The sequence below is a fragment of the Phaeocystidibacter marisrubri genome (genome assembly GCF_008933165.1).
In the GTDB taxonomy this organism is placed as follows: domain Bacteria; phylum Bacteroidota; class Bacteroidia; order Flavobacteriales; family Schleiferiaceae; genus Phaeocystidibacter; species Phaeocystidibacter marisrubri.
Genome location: NZ_WBVQ01000001.1, coordinates 1,364,337 through 1,384,867, shown reverse-complemented (window position 1 = coordinate 1,384,867; position 20,531 = coordinate 1,364,337). Strand labels below are relative to the sequence as shown.

Annotated in this window: 17 protein-coding genes; 5 read left to right on the top strand and 12 right to left on the bottom strand. The window is 44.7% G+C overall.

All coding sequences use genetic code 11. The annotated features are described in order from the left end of the window. Positions 1–54: 54 nt before the first annotated feature. The 8 genes from F8C82_RS06165 to F8C82_RS06130 all read right to left on the bottom strand — a co-directional run bounded on the left by F8C82_RS06165 (position 55) and on the right by F8C82_RS06130 (position 9,303). Complete coding sequence (locus F8C82_RS06165; RefSeq protein ID WP_170266169.1) at positions 55–759, bottom strand: helix-turn-helix transcriptional regulator; 705 nt, start codon at positions 757–759, stop codon at positions 55–57. 285 nt (positions 760–1,044) lie between these two features. Then, a complete protein-coding gene (locus F8C82_RS06160; RefSeq protein WP_262714043.1) occupies positions 1,045–2,244 on the bottom strand; it encodes a multidrug effflux MFS transporter in 1,200 nt (399 codons plus the stop codon). 96 nt (positions 2,245–2,340) lie between these two features. Then, positions 2,341–3,360: an HAD family hydrolase gene (locus F8C82_RS06155; RefSeq protein ID WP_151692671.1), complete on the bottom strand. Its 1,020-nt coding sequence runs from the start codon at positions 3,358–3,360 to the stop codon at positions 2,341–2,343. Between the two features lie 105 nt (positions 3,361–3,465). Further along, positions 3,466–4,197, bottom strand: a complete 732-nt coding sequence (locus F8C82_RS06150) for a shikimate dehydrogenase family protein (RefSeq protein ID WP_151692670.1) — start codon at positions 4,195–4,197, stop codon at positions 3,466–3,468. Further along, complete coding sequence (locus F8C82_RS06145) at positions 4,194–5,120, bottom strand: DUF368 domain-containing protein (protein WP_151692931.1); 927 nt, start codon at positions 5,118–5,120, stop codon at positions 4,194–4,196. The genes F8C82_RS06150 and F8C82_RS06145 overlap by 4 nt, the downstream gene beginning before the upstream one ends. A gap of 108 nt (positions 5,121–5,228) precedes the next feature. Next, positions 5,229–6,500 (bottom strand): BamA/TamA family outer membrane protein, encoded by a 1,272-nt coding sequence (locus F8C82_RS06140; protein ID WP_151692669.1) that lies wholly within the window; start codon positions 6,498–6,500, stop codon positions 5,229–5,231. Positions 6,501–6,609: 109 nt separating this feature from the next. Continuing rightward, positions 6,610–7,836, bottom strand: a complete 1,227-nt coding sequence (locus tag F8C82_RS06135) for a BamA/TamA family outer membrane protein (protein WP_151692668.1) — start codon at positions 7,834–7,836, stop codon at positions 6,610–6,612. A 75-nt stretch (positions 7,837–7,911) separates the two neighbouring features. Next, on the bottom strand, positions 7,912–9,303 hold the full coding sequence (locus tag F8C82_RS06130) for a tetratricopeptide repeat protein (RefSeq protein ID WP_151692667.1): 1,392 nt from the start codon (positions 9,301–9,303) through the stop codon (positions 7,912–7,914). Positions 9,304–9,635: 332 nt separating this feature from the next. Between F8C82_RS06130 and F8C82_RS06125 the strand changes: the two genes are divergently transcribed. The 5 genes from F8C82_RS06125 to F8C82_RS06105 all read left to right on the top strand — a co-directional run bounded on the left by F8C82_RS06125 (position 9,636) and on the right by F8C82_RS06105 (position 16,734). Beyond that, on the top strand, positions 9,636–11,765 hold the full coding sequence (locus F8C82_RS06125; RefSeq protein ID WP_308419965.1) for a Tex family protein: 2,130 nt from the start codon (positions 9,636–9,638) through the stop codon (positions 11,763–11,765). Positions 11,766–11,837: 72 nt separating this feature from the next. Next, entirely contained in the window at positions 11,838–13,226 is a 1,389-nt protein-coding gene (gene glmM / locus F8C82_RS06120) for a phosphoglucosamine mutase (protein ID WP_151692666.1), read from the top strand. Between the two features lie 67 nt (positions 13,227–13,293). Next, positions 13,294–14,766: an aminotransferase class V-fold PLP-dependent enzyme gene (locus F8C82_RS06115; protein ID WP_223279454.1), complete on the top strand. Its 1,473-nt coding sequence runs from the start codon at positions 13,294–13,296 to the stop codon at positions 14,764–14,766. Continuing rightward, positions 14,766–15,902 carry a cysteine desulfurase family protein gene (locus F8C82_RS06110; protein WP_151692664.1) on the top strand — a complete coding sequence of 379 codons (1,137 nt, stop codon included), beginning with the start codon at positions 14,766–14,768 and terminating at the stop codon, positions 15,900–15,902. The genes F8C82_RS06115 and F8C82_RS06110 overlap by 1 nt, the downstream gene beginning before the upstream one ends. 211 nt (positions 15,903–16,113) lie before the next feature. After that, entirely contained in the window at positions 16,114–16,734 is a 621-nt protein-coding gene (locus F8C82_RS06105; RefSeq protein ID WP_170266168.1) for an autotransporter domain-containing protein, read from the top strand. 69 nt (positions 16,735–16,803) lie between these two features. On the opposite strand, the gene F8C82_RS06100 is transcribed toward F8C82_RS06105, so the two are convergent. From F8C82_RS06100 to F8C82_RS06085, 4 genes are all read right to left on the bottom strand, one after another. Further along, positions 16,804–17,721 (bottom strand): NAD(+)/NADH kinase, encoded by a 918-nt coding sequence (locus F8C82_RS06100; protein WP_151692662.1) that lies wholly within the window; start codon positions 17,719–17,721, stop codon positions 16,804–16,806. After that, a complete protein-coding gene (locus tag F8C82_RS06095) occupies positions 17,721–18,737 on the bottom strand; it encodes an SPFH domain-containing protein (protein WP_151692661.1) in 1,017 nt (338 codons plus the stop codon). The genes F8C82_RS06100 and F8C82_RS06095 overlap by 1 nt, the downstream gene beginning before the upstream one ends. 202 nt (positions 18,738–18,939) lie before the next feature. Beyond that, on the bottom strand, positions 18,940–19,860 hold the full coding sequence (locus F8C82_RS06090; RefSeq protein ID WP_151692660.1) for a hypothetical protein: 921 nt from the start codon (positions 19,858–19,860) through the stop codon (positions 18,940–18,942). Next, positions 19,861–20,478 carry a hypothetical protein gene (locus tag F8C82_RS06085; protein ID WP_151692659.1) on the bottom strand — a complete coding sequence of 206 codons (618 nt, stop codon included), beginning with the start codon at positions 20,476–20,478 and terminating at the stop codon, positions 19,861–19,863. Positions 20,479–20,531: the final 53 nt, after the last annotated feature.

Sequence of the window (20,531 nt, the reverse complement as noted above, 5' to 3'; positions counted from 1 at the left end):
TTTGGTACAAAGCTCCACACGTTCGAATTGAAAAACTTGAATAAACGAGCTGAATTATAGTCCTCTTCCCCCGTTGAAAGATTGAATTTGTCGCGGACTAAACCCAAAGGTGTCCGTAAAAGTTCGACTGAGATGAGCGCTGTCAGAGAACCCCACTTCATGAGCAATTTCGGTGAGTGAGAGTTTGCCAAAGAGGGGAGCGGCCGCAACTATTTTCATCCACAGTAAGGCTCTGCGGTAGGTTTGCCACGTTTGCTCGGTAAAGAGGTGTTGGAAACGGCTTGCGGAGAGGTGAACGTGCTGCGCTACCTCGCCAATGGGAACGGATCGATACGATTGTCCTTCTAAATAGTTTAGGGCATCTTCAATTCTAGAATCTCCCCCATGAACGTATCCCTCACATCTGCAATTCCATGATTCAATAATTCTATTGATGGAGGAGATACATTCTTTCTTGTCGATTTCATCGTGATAGTATCTCTCAATCACCGCTTTCAATGTTTTGAGTTCACCTTCAGGAGGAGGTGAGGGACTATCCTTTAAATGGGCTTTCCAGTAATGTCCGTGACTCGTAGTGGGGGAGAGAAGGATGGTCAATTGTGGACCTTCTGAAGTGAGTTTATGAATGGTGGCTGGAGGAATCAGAACAGATTCTGTAAAGACTTCACCTTCCGTCTCTACCGTAAATCGTTTGCCAAAGGGGATGGCAATTTGAATGGCATAATGACTATGCGCTTTGTTTTCATTGAACTCACCCAAGAACCAAGCACCAAAAGGACCGATATGTAGAATGGTAGGTTTCAGAATTGAAAGGGAATTGATTCAAATAGTCGTGTACCTGTATTCTGCTTGGCTTGTAATGTAAATGGGTTTAAACGAGACATGGACGCATTCCAATGGATATTTCTGAAGTGGGCAGCTCGTTCATACTCACGACCAGTTGCAATAATCGAATGCTGTAAACAGGGTACAAGTGCAGAGAATGGGATCATTGCAGGTTGAAGTAGCGTGAAGTCTCTAAAGTAGAGATTTGTATGACGGATATCAGTCGAAGGCACTCAATTTCTTTTGACTTATCATTCCCAAGATAAGTGCGATAGCCGCACATAGAGCCATGACGAGAATCATTTCCAAAAATCCAATGCTCAAGGTTGCACTGACAATTGCTGAGGCCATTGCACCGAGCAACATCTGAACGGCACCCAGCATGGCTGAAGCACTTCCGGCAGTATGTCCCATGGAACCCAGTGAAAGGGCAGAGGCATTTGGGAAGATGAGTCCGAGGCAGAATAAATAGCTGAAAATACACGCCGTAACAGTATTCACTGTGAACAGGTCTAGTTCATAGAGTGTGAACATCACGGCTCCCACGATGGTTTGAGCCATCAAAGCTCCAATCACAATACTTCTACTTTTTACTCTGCGTAATATCAGGTTGTTGATTTGTCCTGCTCCCACCAAACCAATGGCATTCAATGCAAAGATGGTTGCATACGTTGTTTCCGATACTCCATAGGTTTCAATGTATAAGTGGGGAGATCCACTGAGGTAAGCGTAAAGTCCGGCATAAGCAATGGAACCCATAAGGGCATTGAGAATGAAGGCTGGATGTTTCAATATTTCCGCATAGTTCTTTCCAATGGAAGAGAGCTTGAGTGAATAGTTGGGATTTCCAGGTTTGGCCTTCGGCAGGAAGAAGTAAAGGAGAGCCCAAAGCGATATAGACAGTGCTGCCAGAATGATGAAAACAGTTCTCCAACTCGTCCACTCACTGATGTATCCACCTAATGTGGGAGCGATGATGGGACTTACCGCTACGATGATCATCAACATTGAAAAGGCCTTGGCCGCTTCGGTTGTTTTAAAATTGTCTCGCACAATGGCTCGTGATGCCACCATTCCTCCACATGCACCTAAAGCTTGGGTGAATCGGAAGAAAATGAGCATTTCAACCGACTGGCTATATGCACAGCCCAAGGAACTCAGGGCATAAATACCCAATCCGATATATGTGGGTTTTACTCGGCCATAACGTTCTAATAGCGGTCCGTAAAATAACTGCCCTACACCGAGTCCAATGAAGAAACTCGACAGAGATAGTGCAATAGAACTGGTAGTGGTATGAAGACTATCGGCAATGCTTCCGAAAGAAGGAAGATACATGTCAATGGAAAGTGGACCGATGGAAGTGAGAAGCCCTAACATGAAGATTAGGAACCCCTTCGACTTAACATTTGAACTCAAAGCGCTCGATTTATTAGAAAGGCAAAAGAGTAGAACATCTGTGTTTAAACAAAGTTCTACTCTTTTAGATATTATTCTTTCGAAAAGAGGTACGTGCTACTTTTCGGGATAGATCTGCTTCCAGTCTTTCGCCATGTCTACAACAGTCCAGCCTTTTGCCTTGGCTTCATCCCATCCGATGTTAAAACCGTCAATATGCGACTCTCGGTCGTATGCCCATTCGCGTTCGGCATCGGTGTGGTGGATGTAGAGGTTCATGAAGGGGAGTGATTGGGTAGACGTCCATTGCAACATTTGGAGATCTCCATCAGAGTTGCCTGCGGCGAAAATGGGCCTACGTCCAATGAAGCGATCAATGGCTACTGCTTTGGCTTCTTTGTCGTCAAAGAAGTTCAAACTAGGTAACCGTTGGATCTCAAAACTCTGGTCTGTTGCGACAAACTTCGTTTCAAACGAACTGCCAATAATTTGGTGTTTTGGAATGCCGTACACCCCTTCCGCCCAAGGTCGCATGAAATCAACCCCTCCACCAGAAACAATGAATACTTTGAATTCATTCTCTTCGAGGTAGTTTATCAACTCTAGCATGGGCTGAAATACAAGGTCGGTGTAAGGAACTTTCTTAATGGGATGCTGAGCTGTGTCCATCCATGCACTCACTGCGTCATGAAATTCGTCGGTGGTAAGATGGGTGTGACTCACAACTATAACTTCCATAAGCTCTTCTTGGGTAATCTTCGTTACTCCGGGAAGTCCCCAGTTCAAAATGGTAGCAAATGGTTCTCGTTCTTCCCATTCTGGGTGTTGAGGTGCCAAATAAAGAATTCGATCTACAGCAAATAGAAGCTGGAAGTAAACCGGTTGTTCACTCCAGAGTGTGCCATCGTTGTCAAAGGTGGCAATACGATCAGCAACGGGAACAAAATCAGGATGATTTGGATCGGTGATATTGCTGACAAAATCCATGATTTTGGTCTTGCGTTCCGAATCATTCCAAGAAGGTAGAGGGTCTGTTTTTTCTGTGACAGGCTCAGTCTTCGGTTCTTCTGTTGTACAGGAGGTTGCCGCAAAAAGTAGTCCACAGAAAAGTGTGGGCAAAAATCGAAGAGTGCTCATGGTGTAGAAGTTTGAATCGACTTAAAGATAACAGGATTCATCAAGATGGTAGTTTGATTCTGAATGAATTAGTGTCGATTTTTTGGGTGCGACGGGATGGGCGAATTATACTTGCTCATTCCAGATTCTCCACGACTCTTCTGCTTGCTCGTGTAGCATGCTCAATCCGTTCAAGATTCGAGCTCCATTAAGTTTGGCAGCTTTTAGCAGCGCTGTTTCTGTCGGATTGTAAATCAAATCAATGACAAAGTGTTTTTCAGATAGGAGGTGAAAATCGATGGGAGGATGCTCGGTGATGGCGGGGAAGGTACCGAGTGGAGTGGTGTTGATGATCATGTCCACATGAGGAACGATGGACGAAAGTGCTTCATAAGGCAATTCATCGCCTGTCGGTGTGCGACTTACATGCTTGTAAATGATGCCCTTTTGATCGAGTGCGTAAGCGATAGCTTTACTCGCGCCACCTGTTCCGAGTATCAGCGCCTTTTGGTCACTCGGTTCAAGGAAAGGTGCAATGCTTCGCACAAAACCCACGTGATCGGTGTTGTGGCCAATCCAGTCATTGCCCACTTTTGCGAGGGTGTTTACGGCTCCTATTTTCTCCGCTTCGTGTGAGAGGCCGTACAAATAAGGAATAACGGCTTCTTTATATGGAATGGTAACGTTCAATCCGCAAATTTCAGGAGATTGAAGGAGTACATCAATTTCAGATATATCTGCCAATGGGAAGGGGGAGTAGGAAGCATCTGTTATTCCCTCCTTTTCAAACTTAGTGCTGAAATAAGACGGTGAAAAACTGTGTCCCAACGACTTCCCAATCAATCCAAATTTTCTCATTTCTCAGACTGAATGGATACGCGTTCGAGAAGAAGAATGAGGGCAATGCCTGCAACACAAAGCCCGATAGCAGCCATCAAGTGTGGTTCTGCTGGGATTTGGCTGATCACCTCTCCGTTCTCAATGACAGGTGTGGTGAAATCTCCTGGAAACACGGTCTTTTCGATAACGTTTACAATCTCTTCTTTGGGTTCGCCTGCATGTTTGATCAGCACACTATCTACGCGTTTCCAAGGCCAAATCTTATTGAGTGATCCCAAGAGAAACCCAGATAGAACAGCGATGGTAACATTGTGGTGTTTGGCAAACATCAGTTTTAGGAGACGTGCAAACGAGAGAAGACCTACTACAGCGCCGATTCCAAAAACGGCAATAATCTGGAGGTTTCTTTCGTGAATAGCATCCAAAACGAGAGCGTAACTGCCTAGTAATACGAGGATGAACGATCCGGAGATTCCCGGAAGAATCATGGCGCAAATGGCAATGGCACCCGAAAGGAAGATGTACCAAAGTGCATCGTTACTTCCTGAGGCTGGCAGAATGGTAATGGCGTAAGCAATGATACCACCAATGAGGAATGCTACAACTGTACTAGCTTTCCACTGGGTCACTTGTTTCCCAACAAAGAAAATACTGGCGAAAACCAATCCGAAAAAGAAGCTCCAAAGTAGAACAGGTTCATGCTCCAAAAGCCAGGTAATTCCCTTGGCGAGCGAAGCGATGGAAATTCCAATTCCCAAGAAAAGGGCAACGAAGAAGTTTCCATTGATGTGTTTCCACGCCGCTTTTAATCCTTCCGCTTTCAACACGCGTAGGGCTTCCAAATTGACGCGGTTAATACTCTCAATGAGTTCCTCGTAAATGCCGGTAATAAAGGCGATGGTTCCGCCTGAAACGCCCGGTACAACATCGGCAGCACCCATTGCAAGACCTTTTAAGGTGATAATGGCGTACTGAAGCAGTGATCTATTCTTTGTTTCCAAGGAGATTGATTTTTGGCGAAGATAAATGTTTTGTAGACGGATTTTCTATTAGAAATACTCGTTCATGTTCAAGTAGAATCCGCTGAATCCATCCGCACCCCAAGCATAATCGAGCGTTAAATTGGTACGCGCTTCTTTGTCTAGCATGATTCGCAGTCCTATTCCGGCACCGGGTTTCATGTATTCAAAGAGTGCAATGCCATTGTCGTCTGAAGATGCCGAAGTCATGTGTGCAAAAACCGTTGCGCCAAATAAGTGAGGCTTCGACTCCCAAAGGGCTGGTAACGGAAATCTGTATTCAGCTTCCAAATACACCATGTCATCTCCTCGGTAGTGTCCTTGTGCATACCCTCTTCCTGATCGACTCATTTGGTCCCATCCCAGTGAAGGTAAGGCCATGTACGGAAGCGTACCTGAGGTGGTGAAGTTTCCGTAAGTCCAAACGGCCAACACGTGTCTCGGATCTCGCTTGGTAAGTCCAATAAACGCTCGGTATTCCAACCACCATGTACTGGAGTTTTGATCGCTGCCAAGCAACTCTGAATTGTATCGAAACGAAGAGTGAGCAAACTGACCACGATAGGGGTACGATTGATTATCTCGAGAGTCGTAGATGAAATTTAGTGAGAGTCCATTGATGGTGTATTTTTCAGGGTTGAATCCGTGCTTGTCGCTATGCATGTAGTGATTGGTGAGCACAGGAGCCGAGGTGTCGGTGGATAAATGTTGATCTACGATGTTCTGGAATCGATCGAGGTAAACGCCCAATCCCACATAAAGGCCGGGACGAATGCGCTTGTTGAAAGATTCGTAGAACCGGTAGAGGTCAAACTTCATCGGTTCTTCTCTTTTGTTTTCATTGAGTTCGGCATTTTCATACCCCACCCCGAAATCAGAACCCTCTAAATTTTGCGGACCCGTCCCTAGGCCATAGGTAGGTTGAGAGGAGATGAGTATTCTCCAGTCCCCAATGAGATACCATGAATTGTTGGTCGTGTACGCATTGGATTTCAAGGTGAGAAGCAACTGATTCTTGGTCGAGTAATTGGCAGAGAGAAAGGCATTGGAAATGCTCGTGGTTTGTGGATTTCCAAAGTACATGCTCCCAGATGCTGCTGCTCCAAAGAAGAAACCATACGCAGGATTCGATCCAATAACAGGCAACGGAGATAAGTAGAGCTTGTAGGGAGTTGGACCACTTTTTAGGCCACTCGACTCTTGTGCGTTAACCGATGAATGGACACCGAACAGTGCCAACAGTAAAGCAATCGCAAATGGTTTTGCGAAGTTAAATGGGTGGATGAACCACGGAATATTCAAAACAATAGAACGGTATTTGCGGAGGTTCAGAAGGTTGTTACCCGTCTGTGTTCATCATCGTCGTTGAAGGGGGCAAGATATTGCCTGTGATGGAAACAAGCTAAATGACTCAGAAGTACTCGTTCAAATTCAAGTAAAATGCACCTGCACCATTCGCTCCCCAACCGTAATCTATGGTGAGGTTGGTGCGAGCGGCTTCCGACAACATAATGCGCAATCCAACACCACCAGCAGGTTTGATATAATCGAAGAGCTGCACATTGTTATCGCTAGAAGAGGCTGTGGTCATATTGGCAAAAACCGTGGCGCCAAATAGATTGGGTTTCGATTCTAAGATAGGGAGAGGGAAACGGTATTCGGCTTCCAAATAGACCATGTGATCTCCTCTAAAACGGCCTTGGGGGTAGGCCCTTCCTGATCGTCCCATTTGATCCCAACCAATGGAAGGGAGAGCCATATAAGGGAGTCGGCCAGAGGTGGTGAAATTCGCATACGACCAAAATGCGAGAATATTTCTAGGGTTTGATTCACTGAGACTGATGTATTTCCGGTATTCCAACCAAAGCGAACTCGAGTTTTGGTCACTTCCTAGAAACTCTGGATTGTACTTCCACGAGACAAAGGCGAATTCCCCTTGATACGGATAGGAGATGTTGTCTCTAGAGTCATAAATCACATTGGCCGATGCCCCAATAATGGAGTATTGAGAAGGGTCGAATCCATATTTTTTACTGTACAAGAAGTGATTTGTGAGTACGGGATTTGCGGAATCTAGATCGAGACCTCCGTCTTCAATTTCACTAAACACATCTACATGAACCCCAACCCCAACATAGAGATTGGGATAAATGCTCTTGGTAACGGTTTCATAAAAGCGGATCAAGTTGAAATCCAGAGGCTCAGCCTCCACGTTATCATTTAGTGTCGCATTTGCGTACTCTCCATTCAAACCGCTCAAGTTGAGGTTTTGTCCTCCGGTACCCAATCCAAAAGTAGGCTGAGACGAGAAGAAGAGTCGATAATCCCCCATCAAGAACCACCCATTATCGGCTGTATAAATATTCGACTTCAAGGTGAACATTAGTTGTTCTTTGGTGGAGTAGGTTGCAGTTAGCAGCGCATTGGAAATGTTCGTTGTGTGGGTATTTCCCAGGTACATACTTCCTGATGCAGCACCTCCATAGAAAAATCCAAATGCGGGATTAGCACCAATTACCGGGAGAGGAGAGAGGTATAATTTATTCGGGATAGGTCCTTGATCTGCTTCTGTTTGTCCTAGTGAAACTACAGAGAAAAGCGATAAGACGGCGATCACGATTCGGTTCGAACTATTCATAGTGAGGTGTTTGGTATCTAGATGACAAGATACATATCTCTCGAATAGCGTTAAAAAATTGCCAAAAATAAAAGTTTATGGACGGAACTTTTTGATCACTTGGTTCAGCTCGTGATCGTCCATTAAATGTGGGAAATAGTTGATAATCGCTTCGCCAACATCGGGACTCACTTCCATTCCGTCTTGAAGAATTTGGAAGGCTTCTTCGCGCTCATCAACCGAAAATAAGTATCCTGCTAAAACCGCGTAAAGCTCATTACTTTCAGGATTAAAGGATAAACCTTCCTGTAGCATCTTCATCGCTTCTTCCACTTGATCTAGATCGAGTAAGAGTTCCGCGTAATCAATAAAGATATCGGGTTCATGAAAACCGAGTCGGAGGATGGATTTATACGATTCTTCCGCTTCCAACATCATACCTACGCGCTTGTAGATATCAGCGGCTATCACGTAATAATCTGGGTTGTCAGAATCGAGCGTAACTGCCTTTTTGATGTGATGAATACTCTCGTAAAAACGCTCTTGATCCAAATAGATCAGCGCTAATTCCAAGTAGGCTTCATCCAATTCATTGTCGAGCTGTACCGCGTGTTTAAAGGCACGTAAGGCCTCATCTTGCTTGCCAAGTTGACGATAGCAGTTACCGATGCGATAGTAGCTATATCCTGTTGGTTCATCCGATTCAAACGATGCGCGAAGTGTTTCCGCCGCTTCTTCGAAAAGTCCCATGCGTTCTAGGACGCGAGCCTTTTCATAATAGGCAGCTGTAAAACTGTCGTCAATCACCAAAGCGTAATCCAATGCCCAAATTGCCTTTTCAAAAACATTCATCTTTGAATAGGTGATACCCAAATGGTACCAAGCAATTTCGTTGTACGGATTACTGTCGATGAACTGCGAGAAAAATTCCACAGCCTTCTCACCATTGTTCAGCATATCGAAACAAACGGCGATGTTATAAAGGAGGAGTTCGTCGTCTTGGAACTCGTAGATAGCCATTTTGAGAAACTTCACCGCTTCTTCAAATCTGCCCAAGCTTTGGTATTCTGCCGCAATCATCGGGTAGATATCTGCAGGTTCTTCCGCATTTTCCAAAGCACTTTTAAAGAGTCGGATGGCTTGCGAGTGAAGACCTTGTTTCGAGGCGATGGTCCCTCTAGCAATTAGCATCTCAAAATTGGTAGGGTCCAAAGATTCAGCTCGATCCAGTTCACGTTCGGCAAGTTCGATTTTATCCATAGCCACGAGGTATTGCGCCCGTTTCAATGGAAACGACGCAACATGCGGGTGTTGGCTCGAAGCGAGGTCGATGGCATGGAGGGCTTTCTTGTAACGTCCTGTTTCAAGGTAGTACTCCGTGATATGTTCAAACTCTTCTACATCGAAGAATCGAACATTCTCTTCCTTCATCATTCGCTCGAACCGCTGGATGAGATGCTCGGTATCGGGTTGATCTGAATCAAACATGAATGAACTGTATTAGAACCTCACTCAAGGTATCTTTTTCATGTGCGGCAAATGTACTGTTACTCAATCGATTTTCAACAGAGTAATGAACAGGTGTTTTTGGGTTTCTATACTAATAACGTTTTGGAAGAGGAATTGGTTCGGAGTGGTGGGTTCCGAGTTCAGTGGGTGTGTTTTTAGTTCTATATCACGAGCGAGCCAGGTTCATAGGCATCTTAACAATCATGAAGCGTCATACATCTTCTTACATCATGTGGAGAACAAAGTAGATTAAAGTCCGAACGAAGAACTCCCATCTCCCTTCCTATCTTTGAGCCCAAACAACCATTGCAGTGAAGTCGAAGATTGATATAGCCTCGGAAGTGTTGATGCTTCCGAAATCACGAGTTGAGTCTATTGTTTCCTTGATTGAAGGTGGGGCTACGCTTCCCTTTATGGCGCGGTATCGGAAAGAGGTAACCGGAGGAATGGATGAACTTGAACTCGGTAGATTTATTGATGAATGGAAGCGATTGTCAGATGTAGACAAACGAAGAACGGCCATAATAAAGAGTTTGACCGAGCGAGATTTACTCACGGATGAGTTGCTCGAAAATCTGAATGGGACATGGGATATTGCTCGCTTAGAAGATATCTACCTTCCGTTTAAGCCCAAGCGCAAATCGAAAGCCGATGCTGCTATTGAATTGGGACTTTTGCCCGTTGCGAAGCAATTGATGGCTCAAAAGAATCAAGATTTAGAAACCGTGGTCAGACGCGCTATGCCGAATGGAGTGGCCTATGAAGATGCTCTCAGCGGTGCTTCTGATATCATTGCAGAATGGGTAAACGAGCGAATAGCCCTTCGAAATTCTCTCCGTAAATCATTGGAGAGATATGGGCTAATTCAATCGAAAAAGAAGAGAGGTGTTGATGAAAATGATGCAGAAACACAGGTCTTTCGCGATTACTTGAACTTCGATGAGCCCATTAAACGAATTCCATCCCACCGCTTTCTAGCTATAGAACGAGGAGTAAATAAGGGAGTTCTTTCAATGTCTACGCTGTTGGATGCACAATCGGTAGAAAATGCCATGGAGCACTACATCGTCAAAGGGCATGGTGAGGTGTCGGATTTCGTGTTTGCTGCGGCGATGGAAGCATGGAAAAGATTGCTTCATCCCAGCTTGTCGACGGAGGTTCTTGCTCAGTTGAGAGAGAAGTCGCAGGAAGCGGCAATTGATGTCTTCGAGACAAATTTGGAGCCCTTGCTATTACAACCGCCCATTGGAGGCGTTCGCACACTGGCTATTGATCCTGGTTTTAGAACAGGTTGTAAGGTGGTTTGTCTGGATGAACACGGTACGCTTTTGCACAACGAGAACATCTATCCACATCCTCCCCAGAAAGAATGGGGGGCTGCCCAAAAGAAAATCAAATCTTTGGTGGGGGCCTATCAAATTGAAGCCGTGGCTATCGGAAATGGAACTGCGGGCAGGGAGACTGAGCAATTGGTGAAATCCATCCGATTTGATCGCGAGTTGCGTGTATTTGTGGTGAATGAAGATGGAGCTTCTATCTACAGTGCTTCCAAGTTGGCGAGAGAGGAATTTCCAGATAAGGATGTGACAGTAAGGGGGGCCGTGAGTATCGGGCGCCGCTTGCAAGATCCTTTGGCTGAATTGGTGAAAATCGAACCCCAACACATTGGTGTGGGGCAATATCAACACGATTTGGATGCCAAACGACTAGAAGAAAGACTGGGGCGTGTGGTTGAAAAATGTGTAAACTCGGTAGGAATCGAATTGAACTCAGCTAGCCATACCTTGCTTTCTCACATCGCGGGTATTGGTCCCGCTCTTTCCAAATCCATTGTAGAGTATAGAACCGCAACCGGAGGCTTTACCTCTAGAAAAGAGCTTCTTAAAGTTCCGAGATTAGGGGCTTCAGCCTATGAGCAAGCCGCAGGATTTTTAAGAGTTTCAGAATCATCTGAAGTGTTGGATCACACCGGGGTTCACCCTGAGCGATATACATTGGTGAAGCAGATGGCTGCAGATGCCAAAGTTTCTATTGCGGATCTCGTTAAGGATAAATTGCTCATTGATTCTATCGACCTGAAAAAGTATGTGAGCAGTGATGTGGGCTTGCCAACGCTACAAGACATTGTGAGCGAATTGAAGCAGCCGGGGCGTGATCCTCGAGGAGCAGCTAAAGTGCTCGAGTTTGCCAATATTTCTACCATGGCTGATCTCAATGTGGGCATGGAATTGCCGGGTATGGTGACCAACTTAACTGACTTTGGAGCCTTTGTGGATATCGGAATTAAGGAAAATGGTCTGATCCATATTTCTAGATTGAAAGATGGCTATGTAGCCCATCCTAGCGATGTGCTCTCCGTTCAAGATCACGTTCTAGTGCGCGTGGAAGAAGTGGATGAAGCGAGAAAGCGCATCGGATTGCGATTGTTGGCAAAACAATAAGGAGAATACAGCTCTAGTTGCGACCTTTGGTGGTCGATAGAGTCAAAAACCAAACAGACTAATAGCATATATATGACACTCATCAAATCAATTTCTGGAATTAGAGGAACAATTGGCGGAGCTCCCGGTGATGCACTCACACCCTTAGATGCCGTTGCATTTGCAGGCGCTTATGGGACGTGGTTGCGCAACCGGAGAGGGGCAGGTCGACTAAAAGTGGTGATCGGTAGAGACGCTCGTCCTAGCGGTGCCATGGTTTCCAATTTAGTGAGTTCCACTTTACTCGGGTTGGGAATTGATGTGGTAGATTTAGGATTATCGACCACTCCAACCGTTGAGGTAATGGTTCCAGAATTTGGTGCAGATGGAGGTATCATCCTAACCGCTTCTCACAATCCCATCAATTGGAATGCGCTCAAACTGCTCAATGAAAAGGGAGAGTTTGTGAATGCAGAAGATGGCGCAGAAATTCTTCGCATTGCAGAGGCTGGTGAAATGAACTTTGCGGCTGTTGAAGAATTGGGAACCCTCACTACCTATGAGCATGCGATTGCCGATCACATCAATCAGATTCTAGCTTTAGAAGATGTAGATGTTGAAGCGATTACCGCGGCCAACTTTACCGTGGCTATTGACGCTGTGAACAGTACAGGAGGACTCTCTATTCCTCCTTTGTTGAAAGCGCTAGGGGTGAAGAATACAATTGAATTGTATTGTGAGCCAACCGGAATTTTCCCTCACAATCCAGAGCCATTGGAGAAGCATTTGGGGGATATTATGGCCAAAGTGAAAGAGACCAAAGCTGATGTGGGTTTGGTGGTGGATCCAGACGTAGATCGTCTAGCTCTTATTTGTGAAGATGGATCTATGTTCGGTGAAGAGTACACTTTGGTAGCCGTTGCAGATTACCTTCTTGGCAGAAGAAGTGGAGCGGCGGTGAGCAACCTAAGTTCTTCCAGAGCGTTGAGAGATATAGCCGAAAAGCACGGTGGGTCGTATTCCGCTTCAGCCGTGGGCGAAGTGAATGTTGTGACTGAAATGAAAGCCGTGAATGCTGTCATTGGCGGCGAAGGCAATGGCGGTATCATCTATCCAGAATTGCACTATGGTAGAGATTCCCTCGTGGGTATAGCACTCTTCCTTACACATCTGGCCAAAACAGGTATGAAGACTTCAGAATTGAGAGCTTCTTATCCTGATTATTTCATGGCTAAGGAAAAGATTGAACTCACTCCAGATCTAGATGTTGATGCCATCTTGGCTCAGGCCGCTGAAAGCTACTCTAACGAGGACGTAAGCACCATTGATGGCGTTAAGATCAACTTTGAAAAGAGCTGGGTACACTTGAGAAAATCCAATACAGAGCCGATCATCCGCGTGTATACCGAAGCACCTTCACTGGAGGAAGCGTCGGCATTGGCGCAACGCTTCATCAACGAGTTGTCGACTTTTGCGTCGTAAGACACCACCTGCCAAGAGCTTTGTATCTTTGTATTCTTAATCTCCTACAGATATGGAAACTGTGCCTATGACTACTTCTACACTTGAGAAACACTTCGCGAAATTTCGTGAGAATACTCTTGGTAGTGAATTGAGTATTGAAGGTCCACACGGTTCAAAACCGCTTATTTATGCGGATTGGATTGCCAGTGGGCGTATGTACGGTCCCATTGAAGATAAGATGCGAGAGATGGGAGCTTTTGTAGCGAATACCCATACCGAGACTTCCTACACTGGGTCGTCCATGACCTTGGCGTATGCCAAAGCCCGTCAGATTATCAAGAATCACGTGAACGCAAGTAAGGATGATGTTCTTCTTTGTGTGGGCACGGGAATGACGGGAGCCGTTCTCAAATTCCAACGCATTTTAGGTTTGAAGCCAGGCGAGAAGTTCATGAACAGAATTGAACTGACCGAAGATGAGAAGCCTGTGGTTTTCTTGACGCACATGGAACACCATAGCAACCAAGTCTCTTGGTTGGAAACCATTGCTGATGTAGTGGTTGTTCCGTGTACCAATGAAGGGTTGATTTGCATGGATTCGTGGAAGAAGACCCTGGAGGATTACGCGCATCGCTCTTGGAAGATTGCGAGCATCACAGGGGCTTCTAACGTAACGGGGATTGAGACTCCGTATCACGAAATCGCAAAGTTGATGCACCGTCACAATGGATGGTGTTTTGTTGATTTTGCCTGTAGTGCTCCGTACGTTGAGATGGATATGCATCCAGAAGATCCAGAAGCAAGGTTGGATGCGATCTTCTTTTCTCCCCATAAATTCCTGGGCGGTCCAGGCTCGGCTGGTATTGTGGTTTTTCACAACAGTTTGTACAAAAACAAGCAGCCCGATCATCCAGGTGGAGGTACAGTGACTTACACCAATCCATGGGGTGAACACTTGTATATTGAAGATATTGAAGCGCGAGAAGATGGAGGAACTCCAGGTTTCCTTCAAACGATTCGCGCAGCTCTTGCCGTGGAATTGAAGGAGCAGATGGGCATTGAGAATATGATGACTCGCGAGCATGAAATCATTGAATATGCAATGAACCGCTTGGGCAAGCATCCACGTATTCAATTGTTGGCAGGTCAGCATATTGAGCGATTAGGTGCCGTTTCTCTCGTGATTGAGGGCATGCATTACAATCTCGCAGTTCGACTGTTAAATGATCACTTCGGCGTTCAAACGCGTGGAGGTTGCTCCTGTGCAGGAACCTATGGTCATTATTTGTTGAATGTGGACATGGAAACGAGTCATTCAATTAAAGAAGAAATTCTCAGTGGTGACATCAGTCATCGTCCGGGTTGGGTTCGCGTGAGTTTTCATCCGAGCATGACCAATCAAGATGTGGAATACATCTGCACAGCCATTGAAGAAGTAGCGGATAAAGGAGATGAATGGGCAAAGGAATACGAATACCATCCTGCTCATAATGAATACGTTCATAAATCTTATGAGTACGATGTGAACGATAGAGTGAACCAATGGTTTAATCTCTAATGCAAAAGATTTATCTCGATAATGCCGCAACAACACCTCTTGCTCCAGAAGTAAAACAGGCGATGATTGAGGCGATGGATTCTTTTGGAAATCCATCCTCTACCCATTCTTTTGGTCGGCAATCGCGCATCCTAGTGGAGCGATCCAGGAAGTTGATTGCCAAGGAGCTCCATTGTGAGCCCGGTGAAGTTTTCTTCACCAGTGGTGGCACAGAAGCTGATAATTTGGCCATCCTTTCGTCTGTTCGTGATTTAGGCGTAAAGCGAATTATTTCCTTGCCAACGGAACATCATGCGGTTCTTCATACCATTGAACACGCTCGTGATCAGTATGGTATAGAAGTGATCTTGCTCGCGGTAGATGAGCGAGGTGATTTCAGTTTCGAAGAGCTAGAGTCGCACTTGAGTTCAGCCAGTGTTCCAACTCTTGTTTCCATCATGCAAGGGAACAATGAGATTGGAAATACCTTTGATATGATGCGGATTGGCACCTTGTGCAGAGAGCACAGAGCATTGTATCACAGCGATACGGTTCAGTATATCGGTCATTTTCCACTTGACCTATCCACTCTTCCTGTTGATTTTATTACATGTTCAGCCCACAAGTTTAATGGTCCCAAAGGCACAGGGTTTCTATACGCCAGAGGGGGAGTGAAAATTCACCCTCAGATATTTGGAGGTGGACAAGAACGCAATATGCGCAGCGGTACAGAGAACATCATTGGAATAGCCGGACTCGGTGCCGCTTTTCAATTGGTCACTTCAGATTGGGGAGAGGAGAAAAGCCGACTCAATATGCTGAAGCAAAAGTTGATTGCGGGAATACGTGCAGTTCGCCCCGATGTGCTGATCAATGGAAAGAGCGACTCTCCCGAGGAGAGCTTGTATACTGTCACTAGCATCGGTCTTCCCATGGAGAAGGGAGCAAAGAGTATGACCCTCTTCCAATTTGATATGAAGGGGATTGCGATTAGTGGCGGCAGCGCCTGCAATTCGGGCGCTCAGAACGGATCTCATGTCATCGAGGCGCTTCGTCCAGATCTTCCAACCGACAATCTCCGTATTTCCATGGGACGTTATACCGTGGAGAGCGATGTAGATGCATTCTTGCAAGTATTTGAGGAAGTGATGGGGTGAGAGTTGAGAGTTGGAACTCGAGGGTTGACGTATAGCTTCGCACGATCTACTAAGAACTCCGCATGATCCAACTTTCAATGCGTACAACCATCAGTGGATTGATTTTTGAATGGATGAGATTCCCAAAACGAAGTATGTTTGTTTCATCTAACGCTCTACTATGAATCTCAAGACGCTAATCGGAATCGTCCTATCAATTTTTTCTTTTACAATGACTGCTCAACGAGCGGATCATCGAATTGCTGTGGGTGCGGAATATGAGTTTGTTCCCACAAATCAAATCTTAAGTTTTGAAGATTCTGATGCTGGAAATGCTTTTGATGAAGAGTATTCCCTGAATCGAGTATCTGCCCATTTTTATTACTCCAAGGGAAAGAGTCCATGGTTATTTATGGCCTCTCTCGGATATAGTTTTGGACGTACCAATGTGAGCCGAACTTATCAGAGTCCAGTTGGATTTTCAGAGCTGAAAGGTGTTCAGTCATCAACTACATTTGATGTACAGATTGGCGCGGGATACGACATAGCTTTGAGTCGATTCCATTTCACACCGAAGTTAGCTATGCGATACTATGCCTATGCGGAAAACGCTTTCGATGGAGAGTTGGATGAGCGTGGGCAAACCAGTCCAGCTTCTAGCTCAATTACCAGTTCAAGTAATTTGGCTATGGTGGTGGGGAGTAGATTTGCAGTTGATTTTTTGCAGAAGTATCGCAAACCCGTAGCCTCTGTATTTGTGGAACCCGGTTACTTGATGGGGCTTAACGACTATGGGAAGGATGGAGCAGGGCATTCTTGGTATGCAAGTGCTGGCCTCCTTTTTCATCTTTGATTTTCTATCTCCTAAAGCAGTCATCAAGAGCGCGGAGTTGTGAAGTGCCATTTTTGATCAATCTAATGTCTAAATCACCAATGTCGCTGTCTCTTTGGCTAGACCAATCGTAGCAATTGATCCGCTGTTGAATTGGAGATAATCAGATTCCACACCATCGCTAAAAATCACCCCATGGGTTGGCATCAGAGATTCAATGATAAGCTTGTTCTCACCTTTAATCAAACCGGTAACGATACCTGCTTGTGTTTTCACACTTTTAAAAGGCTCTCTCACCGCAAATAACAATTCGTCGTTCTGTAGTTTGGGCAGAATGGGATGAATATTCTTTTCAAACATATTGACTACCCCAAAGGCCATGTTGAAAACAGAAGAAAGCCATCCCGTACATCCCGCTTGAGTAGAAACAATGAGGCCACTGGAGGAGTGTTCCTCAAGTTCACTTTTGTACGAAATGGTATATCGCGCAGAAACGTGAGTGGCACTTCCAATAAACAAATCATTGAAGGCGAGCAGTCGTTGACCGTCATTGAGGTTGGCTTCCGCAAACTGCACTGTTCGAGAGGAAAATTGTCCTTTGAGAACGGATCTTACCGCACCAAGAACATTGTTCGTGTTGAAAGGAAGAAGAATTCCGTCGTATCGATCACGATCTGGGTTAACAGCGATAATGGGACATCCGTTGGCGTATTTGGCTGTATTTGCAACCAATCCATCCTGACCAATCACCACTATGAGGTGCGAATCGGCAAACAAGAAGGATGGAAGGAAGGATCGATCAATCGTCTTGTTCTTTATTTCGGAAGAAAGTGTGGTTTGTAAGTCATTGAGAGCTCGATGAAAATTTTTGTGTTCAAGCTCGTAATCAGCAAAGTTTCCTCCCTGACGTTCAATATAGAATTGTGCTTGTGCCACAGTGTTGAATCGTTCAATCAGAGATTCAAGACGCGTCTTATTCTTTACAATTATCGCGTATTCGTAGCTCATTATTTCCCCTTTCTCTTTTCATTGAGGATTGAATCAAGAAGTTCAGGACTAATGTTCAAGTTGCCTATTTTATCGGCATTTTCCGCCATTTCGCGGAAGGCCAGGGAAATATTAAACTTTGGATCCGTATTGTTGGTCAAAGCGGTTAAGATCTTCCAATCCATTTCTCGATATGGCTTGAGAGTCGTTTCCGTAACATATCCTTGAGTTTCCGCTTCTTTTTTATCGTTCTCTGTACGCTGTTCAATGAGCATCTTTCTCTGATTTTCCACTGATATGTCAGCAGAAATCTTCATTTCGCGCAACTTGCGTTCATTGTCTGCTTTGAGAACTTCAGACTCCATACGCTTCTCAGAAATTTGCTTTTGCTTCTCTTCAACGGCGATTTCGGTATTGAGCTCAGACTCTTTAATCTTTCTCTCTTGTTCAACGGCGAAGTTTCTTCTTTCGTAAATGGCGTGATCTGCTTCTTGTTGAAGTTTTTCGCGAGTTTCTGTCTCTAAAGCTCGGGCCATTTCAGGAGAGGCTTGAATCGCCAAAATATTCGTTCCTAGGATTTCAATCCCCAAGCTTTCAATTGCTTGTGAGGTGAGCCCAGATTGGATTTGTTGTTCTATCTGCTTGGCAGAGCGAATGGCCTCTTTTAGATTAATCTCATGAATAAACGAAGAAGTAGACGTCTGAGCTTCGTTGATGATCCGCTGGTTTAGTTTCTCTATATCGTTCTTCTTGTGAAGTCCATTTTCGCCCACCGTAAAGTCGAGAACATCAGCCAAAACCTTTGGATTTGAAATCTTATAGGTGATTTGCCCTTGAATATTGACCGTCTGGTAATCTTTGGTGGATTCACTAAAAATGAAAGGAAGATCATTGCTTCCAAGCGGAATGGCTACAATGGAGCTATTAGGTTCGAAATAGAAGAATGAAAGTCCGCGTCCTTCCTTCTTGATCTGTCCGTTCACGAAGTGAAGTACATAGGTCATGGAGTCGAACTTAATGTGCTTGAAACCGAGCATGAATTTGGTAATTAGAGGTTAGCGATAGATGCCAAACGCAATGTTAGTGGATGGACGTTTTGGATACAAGTTGGTTGTTGAGAGAACAAATGGCTATATCAGATGCGAATTTAGCGATTTGAATTCACTAGTAATCGGGGAATTACAGTGGATGAATTTGATTTAATCATCAAGTGTTTCAGTCAATTGAATATTATGGAATTTAGAGTTTAGTATCCATTTCATGCACATTCATGGGCAACTGCTCCTTCAAAAAATCCAACTCCTCTTTACTGCATTCTTCTATGGGCTTCTCAAATTCAGAGTAGGCAAGGTCTGAGCGCAATTGAAGATAGACTTCATGAACGAGATCAGTGAGTAATATATACGCCGAGTAGGTTGTTTTTTGATCTGCGATTAGCTGAATCTGGTGATCTCGACGATGGGCTTCAATGAAATTCTTCAACTCAACTTGTAGTGCATACCCTTCCATGTATCTTCCATTTAATGAAATGCGATCTGCCGAATCTATCCGAAGGCGGGCAATTTGATCTTCTCGAAGTGAAGTGAGACGCTTAGGCTTGCGTGGAAGTAGATGATACAATCCTCTATCCATATCTGAAGTTCTGTAAATCGCGATCAATGTGCGCAACTTGTAATACGGATGCTCAAAATCCTTTGTGGATAGAATCTTCAAATGCTTGCTGGCAATTTTGAATACCATGCTATCCATTGTCCAGTCCATGGATTGAAGCGAGTGCTGAAGCTCATAGAATTTGGAAGAATAGAAAGTGGAACTATCGCTCGCTTTACAAGCATAAATACAGCGAACATGACTCGTATGGAGGGTGGCCAATTGATTTGGCGAGATAAACGATTCGGAGGCTTCGTATTCGGGAAACTCACCTGTTTCAGCAAGGGTTGAGAAATAACGGAGATAAGCTTCGCCACTGTTGTTCATCAATACATGAGCCTCTATTAGTGCCGTTTCAAATGCGGTCGTGCTAGAATCAATGTCCAACCCCATATCCATAAATGCATCTTTGTAGCAGGAATAGAGCTTGTCTTCTATGGTGTATAGAGCGTGTGAAGTTTTCCCAAAGAGCAGTGCAACGACTACGAGAGAGAGGGCGTATTTCATCATCTAAGGGTTTTCAGTTTCGAAGAGGACTGGATATCTCATTTTGTAATCCGCTTTCACAAAAGTAAAAATGACTTCAAAGGAATGCGCTTTCACCATCTCATTGATCTCCATTTCATGATAAGGTCTCTCTGCAGCAATGGAATACAGTGGATTGAAACGAATGGATTCTACTATGAGATTCTGTTGGAGTGCCAATTGTTCAATTCGGTTTATTTCGTCATCCACAGTATGAGGATGGAAGACAACGCGTTCCCCATAATGAACCTTTCGGTATGTAATTGTATCAATAAAAAGAATGACGTTTAAGTCATCGGGATCTCGAAGGGTATCATAAATAGGAACGGAATAATCCAATCTCATCTCATACCACAATGGGGGCGAGAAGGAGAGAAAGGTATCTTCTTTAAAGTGCCATGATTCATCAAATAAATCTAAGGTGGTGTCTGGCACATATTCCTGTAACACGATTCCGTAAAAAGTTTCCTCTCCATTGTTGAAAGTGATGACTGTGTCTTGCTGTAAAACCACGGTCAATGAGGAATCCAGCACATAGTAGCTATCGCCCTTATTCACTACTTGCTGGGCTTTGCTGCTCAGACTGATGAAAAGAACAATCACTGATAGGAACGTGCGAGTGGCAAATCGTAAAGTAAAGTTGTTATGGCAGGAAT